The organism is Burkholderia sp. Tr-862 (genome assembly GCF_011753085.1).
Lineage (GTDB): Bacteria > Pseudomonadota > Gammaproteobacteria > Burkholderiales > Burkholderiaceae > Burkholderia > Burkholderia ambifaria.
In genome coordinates this window covers 1-13,663 of record NZ_VWWG01000168.1, presented here as the reverse complement: position 1 = coordinate 13,663, position 13,663 = coordinate 1, and the positions used below count along the sequence as shown (strand labels likewise).

Here is a 13,663-nt window from a genome sequence, read left to right as displayed (position 1 = left end):
GGCGGCACGGTCGCGGCCAGCAGCAGCACGTCGCGCGCGGCGACGATCAGCCGCGTCTCGTTCGCGCGCGGCAGCAGCGCGAGCGCGGCGTGGCCCGCGCGCTGCACCTGGCCGGCCTTGTCCACGAGCGTGAACGGCAGCTCGGGCCACTGCCATTCCTGCAACGGCACGGCCGGCTCGCGCGGCGGCAAAGAAACAATCAGCGTGCTCAAGAGCTCCTCTCCCGAATGGCGTCGTTATAGCTGGTCGCGGATGCGCACCACCCGCGTCGAGTGCGTGGTCGGATCACGATACACGAGCGAGGTGCGATCCACCTCCGCGCGATCGTGCTGGATCCGGCCATGCACGATGAAATAACTGGAATTGACGTCGACGAGGCTCGAGTCGATCGTCACGTTCGGCGCGCCGGCGCCGCGCAGCGCGAGCTGCACGTCGCCGACGTTGCGGAAAAACACGGTCTCGCGGCGCGACACGAGCGCCTGCGCGGACGACACGCTCATCCCCGGCACCAGCGCCGCGATCACCTCGGCCGGCGCGGTGTTCATGTTCACCGGCGTCGTGGTCGGCAGCACGGTGACGAACGGGCGCAGCCGCGCGACCATCTCGGGCGTCACGCCGTCGACGTCGAGCAGGTTGTCGACACCCGTCATCACCAGCGGCGCGGGGCCCCGGTCACCGTCTGACATCCCCGGCTCGTCGGTGAAGTTGCCGGCCTGCATGTCGCCGCCGGCCACCGGCGCGGTCGCGGCCGTACCGGCGCCGGGCAGCGTCGGCGTCTGGAAGCGTGTCGCCGAATGCATCAGGCCCGTGCGCATCTGCAGCGCGATCCGCTTCGCGAACGCGCCGTCGTAGCCGAGCGTCGCCAGCAGCCGCTGGAACGCCTGCAGCTGCATCACGTTGAGCTGCAGCACGCCGGGCGCCGGCGACGACACGAGATTGCGCAGGTTGTACTTCGCCTGCGCGTCCTCGATCGATCCGGAGAGGTAGGTGTCTTCGCCGCCGTTGTCGTTCGGCGCGCCGATCCGGCCGAGGAAGTCCGACAGCTTGGTCTTCGCGATCGGCACGGCCCAGATCCCGCCGAGATAGGTGATGCCGGGCGCCGTGTCGCCCTCGGAGCGCAGGATCATGCGCGTCCAGTCGAGCGCGCCGCGCGCGACCCACTGCGCCTGCGCGATCACGCGCTGGTTCTCGATCCGGCGAATCTGCACCTGCTGGCGCCACAGCATCCCCGACACGAGGATCGCCGACAGCGCGACGACGAGCAGCGCGGTGATGATCGCCGCGCCGCGCTCGCGGCGGGCATGTGTGCTTGCGGGCGGGCGGCCGATGAAGCGGGAACGGTGAGGGCGCGCGCGCATCGTCATTCCCCGACGAGGAAGATGCGCGTGACGGGCACGCGCAGCGACGTCGCGCCGATGCTGACCTGCAGCCCCGTCACCGCGCGTGTCGGCGGCGCGTTGCCGATCTGCGGCACCTTCAGCGCATCGTTGTTCTGCGACAGCGCGTCGTTGGCCGTCTGCAGGTTGGTGGTCCAGCCGACGCGCGGCACGTACAGCTTCGCGTCGATCGCACCGACGCCGCCCATCAGCGCGACCCAGGTCCAGCCGTCGACGCTGCTGTCCTTCAGCACGTCGCGCAAGCGGTTCGCATCGGCCAGCGGCGGCGACGCATAGCGCACGACGCGCCCGCCGGCGATCCGGTAGCGGACCACCTGCAGCCGCGGCGCGGCGCCCGGCAGGTCGAGTTCGCGGACGATCTGCAGCGTATTGCCGGCGACGCCGATCGCCGGCTGGCCGGCTTCGTCGTCGGTCGCGGCGAGCCGCGCGTCGATGCGCATCTGGTCGAACATCTGCGCGAACACGCGCTCGTCTTCCATCGCGGACGCGACCTTGTCGCGGCCGCGCATGATCTGGTCGAGCCCGCGCCACGCGAGGATCGCGACCACCGCGAGGATCGCGATCGCGATCATCAGCTCGATCAGCGTGAAGCCGCGCACGCGGCGCGAGCCGACGGAACGCGCGGGCCGGCGCCGCATCGGCGCGTCAGAGCGGACGGCTGGTTTCATTCGCGACCACCGTCACCATTTGCGCGAGCACGCCGGGGTGCCCCGGCATGCTCACCGAAATCTGCACGCGCCGGAACACCGGGTTCGGCGTCGTGCTCACGCGCTGCGTGCAGACCATCTGCACGTTGCCTTGCGAACAATCGAAACTCTGCTCGCCGACCTCCGGCCACGCATGCGTGAGCCGCAGCTGCGCGAGCGCGTTGTCGGCGCTCCATCCGGCCAGCAGCCGGTGGTGGAGATCGGATGCGTTGGTCGCCATCGTGCCGACCGCGCGGATCGACGCGGCGAGCGCGACCGCGATGATCGCGAGCGCGACCAGCACCTCGATCATCGTGAAGCCTAGGGAACCGGAAGCCGGGAAGGGCAGGCGACGACGCATCGTCATTGCACCTCGTAGCGGCCGTTGCCGGTGCCGACGATCGTCGCGCTGCCGACCGCCGAATGCAGCGTCACGCGCACCGGCGTGTCGACGCTTTCGGTGCCGAACACGACGGTGCTCGCGTGCGTGTCCGACCCCGGATAGTCGATATCGGCGCCCGTGACGCCACCGTCCCAGTCGCGCGGGCGCAGCAGGTCGTCACGCAGCGTGCGCCAGCCGTCGGGCGAACTCACGTCGAAACGAAAGCCGTGCGCGGTCGGCTGCCACGCGATCGGGCGCGCGCGCACCTGCGCTTCGTCGCCGGCCGTCTCGAACAGCAGCGCGATGCGCTGCGCTTCCTCGCGCAGGTCGGTGCGCGGATTGCGCGTCAGCGACAGCGACGCGAGCGACACCAGCAGGCCCGCGATCACGAGCACGACCAGCATCTCGAGCAGCGTGAAGCCGCGTGCCCGCGCGCGTGCCGCGATCACGACCGCGCCGCGCCGCACGCGGCGGTCGCGGGCATCGCGGCGAGCGCGAGCGGAGCGCCAGGGCGTGCGAAGGGCAGGCATGAAATGAAGAACGGGGACGATCGTCGGATCGGTCGATGCAGGCTTACTGCCACGAACCGATGTCGGAATCGTTGTTTTCGCCGCCTTCCTTGCCGTCGGCGCCGTAGCTGAACACGTCGATCTCGCCGTGCACGCCCGGGTTCAGGTACTTGTACCCGTTGCCCCACGGATCGTTCGGCAGGCGCTCGAGATAGCCACCGTCCTTCCAGTTATTCGGGATCGGATCGGTGGACGGCTTCTGGATCAGCGCGTTCAGGCCCTGCTCCTGGGTCGGATAGCGGCCGTTGTCGAGACGGTACAGCTTGAGCGCCTGCATGATCGTGCCGATGTCCTGCTTCGCGGCGATACGGCGCGCCTCGTCGGGACGGCTCATGATCTTCGGCACGATCAGTGCCGCCAGGATCCCGAGGATCGCGACCACCACCATGATCTCGATCAGCGTGAAACCGCGCTGACGGCGCACGGCCGCATTACGGCGAGTGATCCACGTTTGCATGACTGACTACCTCTTTCCAAAAAATATCGTCGATTGAGTGACGCACCCGGCGCATCGCGGACGTTTGCCTGACGGCAAGCTTCCGGTTCACCGGGCGCGGAGCACGCATTGTAAGGCGCGCATTGCCGAGGGCTTTCACCCAACGCAAATTTCATATACATCCGTACAATAGCGCGCATGAACGCGCTCTCGATCCGGATCCTCTCCCTCGCCCTCTTCGCGGGTTTGTGCGCGACGGCCACCTACTGGGTCGTCACGCTGTCGGCCCGCGAAGCGCCGCTGCCCGCCGCCGCCGCGCGGTTGCCGATCCGCACCGAGGACGCCGCCGCGCTCTTCGGCGGACAGCTCGACAAGAATCCCGTCCAGGACATCCACCTGTTCGGCATTCTCTCGATCGGTCATGGCGCCGCCGCGATCGTCGGTATCGGTGGCGAGCCGCCGCGTGCCGTGTCGCTCGGCGCGGAGCTCACGTCCGGCGCGAAGCTCGCCGAAGTCCGCAGCCGCTCGATCATCATCGACCGCAACGGCGCGCGCGCCGAAGTCCAGCTCCCCGCGAACACGCCGTCCCCCGCGATCTACATGCGTTGAACGGTGGCGGCCTGACTGGCAGTCAGGCCGTCACTGCACCATGTTGTTCAGCTCGATGATCGGCAGCATCACGGCCAGCACGATCACGAGCACGATGCCGCCCATTGCGAGGATCAGCAGCGGCTCGAGCAGGCTCGTCAGGAACATCGTGCGCCGCTCGAGCTCGCGCGCCTCGCCTTCCGCCGCGCGGTCGAGCATCGTCGTCACGTCGCCCGTCGCTTCGCCGGAACGGATCAGGTGCACCAGCACCGGCGGAAACGTCTTCACGTTGTTCAGCGCGCGCGACAGCGCGGAGCCTTCGCGCACGCGCACGATCGCATCGTCGATGTTCGCGCGCATCGCGCGGTTCGACAGCGTCTCGCCGGCCGCCTGCAGCGCGCGCAGGATCGGCACGCCGGCCGCGGTCAGGATCCCGAGCGTGCTCGCGAAGCGCACCGTGTTGTAGCCGCGCACGAGCTTGCCCGCGAGCGGCGCGGTCAGCACCCAGCGGTCGAACGCGAGCCGCGGCCCGTCGCGCGACAGCGTCGCCTTCACGAACCACACGACGAGCGCGACCGTGATCAGGATCGCCCACCACCAGTGCCGCACGAACTCCGACAGCGCCATCATCACGACCGTGAGAACGGGCAGTTGCTGCTTCGTGCTCGCGAACACGTTGACGACCTGCGGCACGACATAGCTCAGCAGGAACGTGACGATGCCGAACGCAATCAGCGTGACGATCCCCGGATACGTGAACGCCAGCAGGATCTTCTGCTTCAGCGCGTTGCTCTGTTCGATGTAATCGGCGAGGCGCGACAGCACGATGCCGAGCTTGCCGGTGTGCTCGCCCGCCGCAACGAGCGCGCGATAGATTTCCGGGAAATCGCGCGGATGCTGGCCCAGCGCATTCGCAAGCGAATGGCCGCCGAGCACCTCGGCGCGGATCGCGGCCATCAGCTCGCGGATGTAGTCGCGCTCGGCCTGCTCGGTCAGCACGCCGAGCGCCTCGTCGAGCGGCAGCCCCGCAATCAGCAGGCTTGCGAGCTGGCGCGTGAGGATCGCCTGTTCGCGCTGCGACAGCTTGCGGCCGAACGCGAGGCGCTGCGAACGCGCGCCGCGGGTCGCACTGGCGGCCGGCTCGACGACGAGCGGCGTGAGCCCCTGCGTGCGCAGCTGGCCGCGTGCGCCGCGCGCACTGTCGGCATCGATCACGCCTTTCTGCGGTCGCCCCGCCGAATCGATGGCTTCGAAACGGAATGCCGGCATCGCGCTATGCGCCTCCCGTCACGCGCAGCACTTCCTCGAGCGACGTCGCGCCGGCCGCGAGCCAGCGCTCGGCATCGTCGCGCAGCGTGCGCATCCCTTGTGCGCGCCCCGTGGCGAGAATCTCCGCATCGGCCGCGTTGCGGTGGATCAGCGCGCGGATCGAATCGTCGATCAGCAGCAGTTCGTATACCCCGCGCCGGCCCGCATAGCCCGAATGCCCGCATCGGTCGCAGCCGACCGGATGCCACACGGTGCGGCCGTCCTCGTGCCGCTCTTCCTTGCAGACGGGACAGAGCTGGCGCACCAGACGCTGCGCGAGCACGCCGAGCAGCGACGACGCGAGCAGGTACGGCTCGACGCCCATGTCGGTCAGACGCGTGACGGCCGATGCCGCGTCGTTGGTGTGCAGCGTCGCAAGCACGAGGTGGCCCGTGAGCGATGCCTGCACCGCGATCTGCGCGGTTTCGAGGTCACGGATTTCGCCGATCATGATCACGTCCGGATCCTGACGCAGGATCGAACGCAGTGCACGGGCAAAGGTCATCCCGATCCGCTCGTTCACCTGCGTCTGGCCGATGCCGGACAGGTCGTATTCGATCGGATCCTCGACGGTCATGATGTTGGTCGTCGCCGTTTCGAGCCGCGACATCGACGCATACAGCGTCGTCGTCTTGCCCGAGCCGGTCGGGCCCGTCACCAGCACGATCCCGTGCGGGCGGCCGATCAGCTTGTCGAACTGGACGAGCGTGTCGCGGCCCATCCCGAGCGCTTCGAGGTTCAGGCGCTGCGCATCCTTTTCCAGCAGACGGAGCACCGCGCGCTCGCCGTGCCCGGTCGGCAGCGTCGACACACGCACGTCGACCGGCCGGCCGCCGACGCGCAGCGTGATGCGGCCGTCCTGCGGCAGGCGTTTCTCGGCGATGTCGAGCTGCGCCATGATCTTGATCCGCGAGATCAGCGCGCCGTGCAGCGCCTTCTTCGGCCGCACGACGTCGCGCAGCGTGCCGTCGACGCGAAACCGCACGACCGACGCATTCTCGAACGGCTCGATGTGAATGTCCGACGCCTGTTCGCGCGCCGCTTGCGTGAGCAGCGCATTGATCATCCGGATGATCGGCGCGTCGTCTTCCGATTCGAGCAGATCCTCGACTTCGGGGATGTCCTGCATCAGTCGCGACAGGTCGACTTCGCCTTCGACCTCGCCGACGATCTGCGCGGCGCTGCCGTCCTGGCGTGCGTATGCCTGGTTGATCGCCTGCGCGAGCTCGTCGGCCGGCACCCGGTGCACGGAAATCGAGCCGAAGTTGCGCGCGATTTCGGCGAGCGCCGCATCGTTCGTGCGCTCGCTGATCCACACCTCGAGCGTGTCGTCGAGCTGGTGCGCGATCAGCACCTGGCCGCTCTTCGCGAAGCCGTACGGCAACAGGCGCGCGGCGAGCGGCGACGGCGGCTGCCGATCGCCCGGCGCGCCGTCTTGGGCCGAGGACGCGAGCATGTTGCTCACTGCGAGGCTCCCGGCGTGGCGGTCAGCGGTTGTTGCGGCATCGACTGCTGCGGCACGCCTTGCGGCTGCGCGGGCGTCGCCTCGGGCAGCGGCTGGGCCGGCACCGGCGCGACCTGGCGCTGCAACTGCTGGCGACGCATCTTGTCGAGATCGAACAGGTTGCCGGCCGGCGTGCCGCCCTGGCTCGGACCCAGCGGCATCGGCGGGACGACCGGGTCGTCCTTGTCGCGGATCACGTTGTTGTCCGACTTGTATGCGCCCGTCACGCCCTGGATGTAGTCGTAGCGGTTCGCGGTGACTTCCTGCGCGGTGCTGCGATCGGAAATGATCACCGGGCGGAGGAACACCATCAGGTTGGTTTTCGCGCGCACCTTCGATTCCGAACGGAACAACTGGCCGATCCACGGGATGTCGCCGAGCAGCGGCACCTTGCTGTTCGACACCTGGTAGTTGTCCTGCATCAAGCCGCCGAGCACGATGATCTCGCCGTTGTCGGCGAGGATCGTCGACTGGATCGAGCGTTTCGTGAAGGTCGGGCCGGTCTGCGCGTTCGTGGTACCGCTGACGACCGCCGAATCCTCGGTATAGAGCTGCAGCTTCAGGATCCCGCCGTCGGTGATCTGCGGCTTCACGTGCAGCGTCAGGCCGACGTCGCGGCGGTCGTAGGTATTGAATGCGTTGCTCGTCGTACCGCTCGTCAGGTTCGAATACGAGCCGGTCGCGATCGGCACGTTCTGGCCGACGACGATCTTCGCTTCCTCGTTGTCGAGCGTGATCAGGTTCGGCGTCGACAGCACGTTCGCATCGCTCACGCCCGCGAAATACTGCAGCAGCGCGCCGAGCCCCTGCACGCCGAACATGTTGTGCAGCCAGCCGATGTTGAGCCCCTGGGACAACTGCCCGAGATTGGACGCCAGCCCGCCGCCGGTGACCCCGCCGGCTGCGTTGGTCAAGCCGCCCGCCGTCAGGTTGATGATGCTGTTGCCCAGCCCCAGCCCGGGGTTCAGGTTCGTGCCGCCGAGAAACTGGCCGCTCGCGACCTGCCACTGGATGCCGAGGTTGCCCTGCGTCGTCGAGTTCAGCTCGACGATCAGCGCTTCGATATAGACCTGCGCACGCCTTGCGTCGAGCTGGTCGATCACCGAGCGCAGGTTCCGGTACACCGGATCGGACGCGGTGATGATCAGCGAGTTGGTGGCCGAGTCGGCCTGGATCATCCCGCCCGGCTGGTTGTCGTCGCCGCTCTTGTCCTTGTCGCCACCGAGCAGGCCGCCGGTGCCGAGGCCGCCGCCGGACGAGCCGCCGCCATACGCGGACGAGGACGACGAACCGCCGAGGCCGCCCGACGGCAGCGGCGGGGTGCCCGACGTGCCGGTCGAGAAGTTGCCGCTCGCCGACGAGCCGCCGCTCTGGTTGAAGCTGTTCGCATCGTTGGACGACGCCGACGAGCCGCTTTCGTTGCCGCCCTTGCCGAGCATCCCGCGCAGCGTCTTCGCAAGCTTGACCGCATCGGCGTTGCGCAATGGCACGACGTGCATGTTGCCGGGCACTCCGCTCGGCGCGTCGAGCTGCTGCACGATGCGCTTCGCCGCCGCGAGGCGCGATGCGCTCGATGCGCGCAGCATCAGCGAGTTGGTGCGCGGGTCGGCCGTGACCGACACCTTCAGCGTCGCGTCGCTGTTGCCGATCGAGCCGGGGTCGAGCATCTTCTGCAGTTGCGCGGCGAGGTCGATCGCGTTGGCGTTACGCAGCGGGATGACCTGCACCTGCGCACCCGCGGCGCTGTCGACGCCTGCGATGATCTGCGCGATGCGGCGCACGTTGTCCGCGTAATCGGTGACGACGATCGTGTTGTTCGCCGGGTAGGCGGTGACCGTGTTGTTCGGCGAGATCAGCGGCCGCAGCACCGGCAGCAGGTTGTTCGCCGATTCGTTGTGCAGCTCGAACACCTGCGTGATGACCTGGTCGCCGCGCGCGCGCGGTGCATTGCCGATATAGGTCGGCACGCCCTGCAGCTTCGCGTCGGCCTCGGGCACGACCTTCAGCACCCCGTGATCCTGCACGAGCGCGAAGCCCTGCATGCGCAGCGCCGACTGCAGCGTCTTCAGCGCCTGGTCTTCCGGCACGGAACGTTCGGCCACGAGGTTGAGTTGCCCCTTCACGCGGGGGTCGACGATGATGGTCTTGCCGGTTGCGGCGCCGATCGCCTTGGCGACCTGGTCGATATCCGCATTCACGAAATTGAGCGTGACCTGAGCGTAGGCGGCTTGCGAGACGATGATGCCGGCGACGATCAGGGTCGTGGCGACGCGCCGCATAACGAAGCGATTTCTTGTCATGGATGAATGGGTCGATGCCGGCTCAGGCCACTTCCGGCGGTAGTGCTGGGATCCAAGTCCTAAAGAGGCGACATTAGCAGTTTTTCATGTCCGAAATATCACATTGAGCTGAGGACTGTCTCACATACGACATGTATCCGGCATGCCGTATGCAATATGTAAGATTTCGGCGCCGCCTAGGCATTCCGGCCATCGCCGCGGTTTTGCGATGAATTGACACTGAAATGCGGTATAAACGGGCTGCCATCTTTCGCATGTCACCACGTGACGGACTGTCGGTATGATACGGGCGGCGCGTTTCCATCCGTACGAATAACAGGCACGGGTTTTCCCGACCTTTGCGTCATTCCCTTTTCGTTTCCGCACATGAACAGACGGTTCGCTTCGATCGCGTTGATCGCCGCCGGCGTGTGGTTCGCCTGCGGAAACGCTCGCGCGGATTGTTTCGACGAGGCCGCCCGGTACCAGAAGGTCAATCCGCTGATCCTGCGCGCGATCGCGTGGCAGGAGTCGCGCAACCGGCCCGCCGCGCTGAACAAGAATACGAACGGCTCGGTCGACTACGGCCTGATGCAGATCAATTCGATCCACCTGCCCACGCTGTCGCGCTACGGCATCGGCCGCGACACGCTGATGGAGCCGTGCAAGAACGTCTATATCGCCGCGTGGCATCTGCGCCAGAAAATGAATCGCTACGGCAACACATGGCAGGCCGTCGGCGCCTATCATTCCGAAACGCCGTCGCTGCGCGACAAGTATGCGCGGCAGATCGCCGCAATCCTGACGCAGTGGAAGCTGCTGCCGCCCGAGCAATGACGCCGCGCCGCGGCGCGCGCTGACGCCGGGCCGCTCGGCCGGCGCGCGTTTGATGCACAATGCGGGCTCACGCCGCGGTTTCGACCGGCTTCGGGCGACCGGCCCCTGGCGACTGGCATCGGGCGACCGGCTCCGGGCCGATCGCGCCCCGCCAGGGCGCCACGGCCGCTTTTTCATCTTTTCCGTTGGTGCAAATCGTTATGAATCCGGCAATGAACCAGCCGTTGCCCGTCACCGTGCTGTCCGGTTTCCTCGGCGCCGGCAAGACCACGCTGCTCAATCACATTCTCGCGAACCGCGCGGGCCTGAAAGTCGCCGTGATCGTCAACGATCTCGCGGCGGTCAACATCGACGCGTCGCTCGTGCGCGATGCGCAGGCGCTGTCGCACGTCGAGGAACGCCTCGTCGAGATGTCGAACGGCTGCATCTGCTGCACGCTGCGCGACGACCTGCTCGTCGAGATTCGCAATCTCGCGGCGGACGGCCGCTTCGACGCGATCGTGATCGAATCGACCGGCATCGCGGAGCCGATGCCGATCGCCGAAACCTTCACGTTCGTCGACGACGACGGCACGTCGCTGTCGAGCGTCGCGCGGCTCGACACGCTCGTCACCGTGGTCGACGCCTACAATTTCCTGCGCGACTACGGTTCCGACGACGCGCTCGCGACGCGCGGTATCGCCGCATCGGACGAAGACGATCGCACGCTCGTCGAGTTGCTGATCGAGCAGATCGAATTCTGCGACGTGCTGGTGATCAACAAGGCCGACCTCGTCGGCGCTGACGAACTGGCGCGCCTGCGGCACATCCTTGCGCGGCTCAACCCGCGCGCGCACCAGGTCGTGTCGACGTTCGGCAACGTGCCGCTCGACGAAGTGCTGAACACCGGCCGCTTCGATTTCGACGAAGCCGCGAACGCGCCGGGCTGGCTCGCGTCGCTGGATGACGATCACACGCAGTGCGACGATCCCGAGTGCCATGATCCGCATCATGCGCACGTGCACGGCGAAGCCGACGAATTCGGCATCGGCAATTTTGTTTACCGCGCACGCCGGCCGTTTCATCCGGCGCGACTCTGGGCGCTGCTGCATCAGGAGTGGCCGGGCGTGCTGCGCAGCAAGGGCTTTTTCTGGCTCGCGACGCGCAACGACATCGCGGGTTCATTGTCGCAGGCGGGCGGCGTGTGCCGGCATGGCCCGGCAGGCCTCTGGTGGGCCGCGCAGGATCGCGCGGAATGGCCGGATGATGACGAACTGCTCGCGGAAATTCGCACGGAGTGGCAGGGGGACCTCGACGACCGCTCGGTTGGCGATCGCCGTCAGGAACTCGTGCTGATCGGCATCGGGCTCGATGCCGACGCATGGCGCGCGAAGCTCGACGCATGCCTGCTCACCGATGCGGAATTCGCGCTCGGTGCGGCGCAATGGACCGCGTTCGACGATCCGTTCCCGGCATGGGATGTCGACGCGCACGACGACGAGGATCCCGACGCGCAGATCGTGCACGTGTAACGCGCGGTAAAAAAACGGCGCGTGAAAAGTAACCGTTAAATCTTGCAAGAGGGGCGCGGACTGTGGCGAAAATGCCGCGCGCGCCCAACAAAAAACCCGCCGAAAGGCGGGTTTTTTTCCTGGCACAGGCGCTGAATCAACGCTTGTTGACGGCGTCCTTGAACGCCTTGCCAGCCGTGAACTTGACCGTCTTGGCTGCCGGGATCTTGATGGTTTCGCCCGTCTTCGGGTTGCGGCCCGTACGTGCTGCGCGCTTGCCCGAACCGAAGCTGCCGAAGCCGATCAGCTGAACCGCATCACCCTTCGACACGGCCTTCTTGATGACTTCGAGCAGCGTGTCCAGCGTTTCGCCGGTTTGAGCCTTGCTGGCGCCCGTTTGGGCGGCGACGGCGTCGATCAGTTCCTGTTTGTTCATTAAGGTTCCTTTTTCAGGTTAGGTTTGACACGAACAGCGCGAACGCGCCGATTATACGTGCGCGAACCGTGCCATCGAGAGTCGGACTCCGACGACACAGCGCCGAATCCTGGCCCGCGCGACGTGCCGTCCGGCTTGGCCGGCGGCCACCCCGCGGTACGGCGTTGCTATGATAGCGCAGCGCAAACCCAATAACGACAAGGGTTTCAAAGATTTTCATCGGTATTTCGCCGAATGAATCGTCGATTGCCCGTTTTTTGACCTGCGCCAACCGGACAGGATACGCAGCCGCGTCCGCCCGCGCGCAACGCCGTTGGATTTTGCCAACGGCGCGCCGGACGCCTCCGCGCAAACCCTTGCCAGGCTTGGCTGCCACGTTTTTTGTTTCGCATGCCCGACCGACTCGTTCCCGCCACGCTCGCCCGCCGCGACGACGGCATTCTCGTCTCGCCCGAGTACGGCGAGCTCCCTCGCGACGCGTCGCGCGCTCGCGCGCACGCGAACCGGATGCTCGCCGGCACCGGCCTGCCGGCCCGCTGGCAGGGCCGCCGCACGTTCACGATCGTCGAGACGGGATTCGGCACGGGCAGCCGTTTTCTCACGACGTGGGCCGCATGGCGCGACGACCCCGCACGCTGCGAGCGGCTGCATTTCGTCGCGATCGAACCGCATCCGTTCGCGCGCGAGGACCTGCGCCGTGCCGTTTCCCATTTGGTTGCGGACACAACCATTTCGGAAAATGCCGAGGCTTTGCTCGACGCGTGGCCGATGCATGTGCCCGGCCTGCACCGGCTCGAATTCGACGCGGGGCGCGTGGTGCTCACACTCGCATTCGGCGATGCGCATGACATGCTGCAACGGCTCGTCGCGCGCGCCGACGCGTTCTATCTCGGCAATGTCGCATCGGCCGCGCACGGCGATGTGCTGTCGGCCGACGTGATCCGCGCACTCGCACGCATCGCCGCCGAGGGTGCGACCTTTGCGACGCATTCGCACGACGACACCGTGAAACATGCGCTCGAGCACACGGGTTTCACGAGTCACGACGTCGAGGATTGCGCAGGCGAACCCGCATTGCGCGTCGGCGAATACGCGCCGCGCTGGCGGATGCGCCGGCACGAACCACCGCGTGCATTGCCGGTTGCCACGCGCGAAGCGATCGTGATCGGTGCGGGCCTGGCAGGCTGCGCGGTCGTCGAACGGCTCGCCGCGCGCGGCTGGAACATCACGCTGATCGAGCGGCACGAGCGCATCGCGAGCGAGGCATCGGGCAATCCGGCCGGTGTATTCCATCCACTGATGACGCGCGACGACAACGTCGCGAGCCGCCTCACGCGCAGCGGGTTCCTGCATGCGCTCGCACGCTGGCGCGCGCTCGAGGATGCAGGCCATGCGTTCGCGCGCAGCACGCGCGGGATGATCCATCTCGCGGAATCGGCCGACGATTTCGCGCGGATGCGCGATGCGTTCGACGCGCTCGGCGCACCGTCCGACTATGTGTCGCTGCTCGATACGGACGCCGCCCGCGCGCATCTGAACCTGCCGGTCGCACATGGCGGCCTGCTGTTTCCGCACGGCGGCGCCGTCTGGCCGGCCGGGGTGTGCGCGGCACAATTCGCGGCGGCCGGCGAACGCGTAAAACTGCTGGCCGGCACCGAAGTCGCCCGGCTCGAGCGCGACCGCGACAGGTGGCGCGCCGTCGATGCGGCAGGCGCGACGCTCGCCGAAGCGCCGGTCGTCGTGCTCGCGAA

General features: G+C 67.3%; 13 protein-coding genes and 1 pseudogene. 4 read left to right on the top strand and 10 right to left on the bottom strand.

The window, feature by feature from the left end; all coding sequences use genetic code 11:
- The 6 genes and pseudogenes from F3J14_RS29040 to gspG all read right to left on the bottom strand — a co-directional run.
- Window positions 1–212: pseudogene (locus tag F3J14_RS29040) on the bottom strand (type II secretion system protein GspL); the annotation flags it as partial.
- A 24-nt stretch (window positions 213–236) separates the two neighbouring features.
- Window positions 237–1,358, bottom strand: a complete 1,122-nt coding sequence (gene gspK, locus F3J14_RS29035) for a type II secretion system minor pseudopilin GspK (protein ID WP_166725873.1) — start codon at window positions 1,356–1,358, stop codon at window positions 237–239.
- A gap of 2 nt (window positions 1,359–1,360) precedes the next feature.
- Complete coding sequence (locus F3J14_RS29030) at window positions 1,361–2,065, bottom strand: prepilin-type N-terminal cleavage/methylation domain-containing protein (RefSeq protein WP_211080400.1); 705 nt, start codon at window positions 2,063–2,065, stop codon at window positions 1,361–1,363.
- Window positions 2,043–2,450, bottom strand: coding sequence for a type II secretion system minor pseudopilin GspI (gene gspI / locus F3J14_RS29025; protein WP_166725872.1), 408 nt, complete (start codon window positions 2,448–2,450; stop codon window positions 2,043–2,045). The genes F3J14_RS29030 and gspI overlap by 23 nt, the downstream gene beginning before the upstream one ends.
- Window positions 2,447–2,995 carry a GspH/FimT family pseudopilin gene (locus F3J14_RS29020; RefSeq protein WP_166725871.1) on the bottom strand — a complete coding sequence of 183 codons (549 nt, stop codon included), beginning with the start codon at window positions 2,993–2,995 and terminating at the stop codon, window positions 2,447–2,449. The genes gspI and F3J14_RS29020 overlap by 4 nt, the downstream gene beginning before the upstream one ends.
- Before the next feature lie 43 nt (window positions 2,996–3,038).
- Complete coding sequence (gspG, locus tag F3J14_RS29015; RefSeq protein ID WP_166725870.1) at window positions 3,039–3,491, bottom strand: type II secretion system major pseudopilin GspG; 453 nt, start codon at window positions 3,489–3,491, stop codon at window positions 3,039–3,041.
- Between the two features lie 177 nt (window positions 3,492–3,668).
- Between gspG and F3J14_RS29010 the strand changes: the two genes are divergently transcribed.
- A complete protein-coding gene (locus tag F3J14_RS29010; protein WP_166725869.1) occupies window positions 3,669–4,079 on the top strand; it encodes a general secretion pathway protein GspC in 411 nt (136 codons plus the stop codon).
- Window positions 4,080–4,109: 30 nt separating this feature from the next.
- Here the strand turns inward: F3J14_RS29010 and gspF are convergent, their stop codons facing one another.
- Genes gspF through gspD form a run of 3 tightly spaced genes read right to left on the bottom strand, consistent with a single transcriptional unit; the run spans window position 4,110 to window position 9,170 of the window.
- Window positions 4,110–5,327 carry a type II secretion system inner membrane protein GspF gene (gspF, locus tag F3J14_RS29005; protein WP_006751352.1) on the bottom strand — a complete coding sequence of 406 codons (1,218 nt, stop codon included), beginning with the start codon at window positions 5,325–5,327 and terminating at the stop codon, window positions 4,110–4,112.
- A gap of 4 nt (window positions 5,328–5,331) precedes the next feature.
- Window positions 5,332–6,822 carry a type II secretion system ATPase GspE gene (gene gspE, locus F3J14_RS29000; RefSeq protein WP_168736347.1) on the bottom strand — a complete coding sequence of 497 codons (1,491 nt, stop codon included), beginning with the start codon at window positions 6,820–6,822 and terminating at the stop codon, window positions 5,332–5,334.
- A gap of 5 nt (window positions 6,823–6,827) precedes the next feature.
- The gene (gene gspD / locus F3J14_RS28995; RefSeq protein WP_166725867.1) at window positions 6,828–9,170 is read right to left on the bottom strand and encodes a type II secretion system secretin GspD; all 2,343 of its coding nucleotides are present in this window, start codon (window positions 9,168–9,170) and stop codon (window positions 6,828–6,830) included.
- 366 nt (window positions 9,171–9,536) lie between these two features.
- Here gspD and F3J14_RS28990 point away from each other — a divergent pair, with 366 nt between their 5' ends.
- A complete protein-coding gene (locus tag F3J14_RS28990; RefSeq protein WP_166725866.1) occupies window positions 9,537–9,986 on the top strand; it encodes a lytic transglycosylase domain-containing protein in 450 nt (149 codons plus the stop codon).
- 200 nt (window positions 9,987–10,186) lie between these two features.
- On the top strand, window positions 10,187–11,497 hold the full coding sequence (locus F3J14_RS28985) for a GTP-binding protein (protein WP_166725865.1): 1,311 nt from the start codon (window positions 10,187–10,189) through the stop codon (window positions 11,495–11,497).
- A 136-nt stretch (window positions 11,498–11,633) separates the two neighbouring features.
- Here the strand turns inward: F3J14_RS28985 and F3J14_RS28980 are convergent, their stop codons facing one another.
- Window positions 11,634–11,912: an HU family DNA-binding protein gene (locus F3J14_RS28980; protein WP_006401505.1), complete on the bottom strand. Its 279-nt coding sequence runs from the start codon at window positions 11,910–11,912 to the stop codon at window positions 11,634–11,636.
- Between the two features lie 390 nt (window positions 11,913–12,302).
- On the opposite strand from F3J14_RS28980, the gene mnmC reads away from it, so the two are divergent.
- On the top strand, window positions 12,303–13,663 hold a 1,361-nt coding region (gene mnmC / locus F3J14_RS28975; RefSeq protein WP_166725864.1), incomplete at its 3' end, for a bifunctional tRNA (5-methylaminomethyl-2-thiouridine)(34)-methyltransferase MnmD/FAD-dependent 5-carboxymethylaminomethyl-2-thiouridine(34) oxidoreductase MnmC.

What these genes read in the sequence shown, in the direction of transcription:
- gspD (WP_166725867.1), bottom strand. Translation starts at nt 9,170, where the DNA reads ATGACAAGAAATCGCTTCGTTATGCGGCGCGTCGCCACGACCCTGATC.
- gspF (WP_006751352.1), bottom strand. Translation starts at nt 5,327, where the DNA reads ATGCCGGCATTCCGTTTCGAAGCCATCGATTCGGCGGGGCGACCGCAG.
- gspE (WP_168736347.1), bottom strand. Translation starts at nt 6,822, where the DNA reads ATGCTCGCGTCCTCGGCCCAAGACGGCGCGCCGGGCGATCGGCAGCCG.
- gspG (WP_166725870.1), bottom strand. Translation starts at nt 3,491, where the DNA reads ATGCAAACGTGGATCACTCGCCGTAATGCGGCCGTGCGCCGTCAGCGC.
- F3J14_RS28990 (WP_166725866.1), top strand. Translation starts at nt 9,537, where the DNA reads ATGAACAGACGGTTCGCTTCGATCGCGTTGATCGCCGCCGGCGTGTGG.
- F3J14_RS29020 (WP_166725871.1), bottom strand. Translation starts at nt 2,995, where the DNA reads ATGCCTGCCCTTCGCACGCCCTGGCGCTCCGCTCGCGCTCGCCGCGAT.
- F3J14_RS28985 (WP_166725865.1), top strand. Translation starts at nt 10,187, where the DNA reads ATGAATCCGGCAATGAACCAGCCGTTGCCCGTCACCGTGCTGTCCGGT.
- F3J14_RS29030 (WP_211080400.1), bottom strand. Translation starts at nt 2,065, where the DNA reads ATGAAACCAGCCGTCCGCTCTGACGCGCCGATGCGGCGCCGGCCCGCG.
- F3J14_RS28980 (WP_006401505.1), bottom strand. Translation starts at nt 11,912, where the DNA reads ATGAACAAACAGGAACTGATCGACGCCGTCGCCGCCCAAACGGGCGCC.
- F3J14_RS29010 (WP_166725869.1), top strand. Translation starts at nt 3,669, where the DNA reads ATGAACGCGCTCTCGATCCGGATCCTCTCCCTCGCCCTCTTCGCGGGT.
- gspI (WP_166725872.1), bottom strand. Translation starts at nt 2,450, where the DNA reads ATGACGATGCGTCGTCGCCTGCCCTTCCCGGCTTCCGGTTCCCTAGGC.
- gspK (WP_166725873.1), bottom strand. Translation starts at nt 1,358, where the DNA reads ATGCGCGCGCGCCCTCACCGTTCCCGCTTCATCGGCCGCCCGCCCGCA.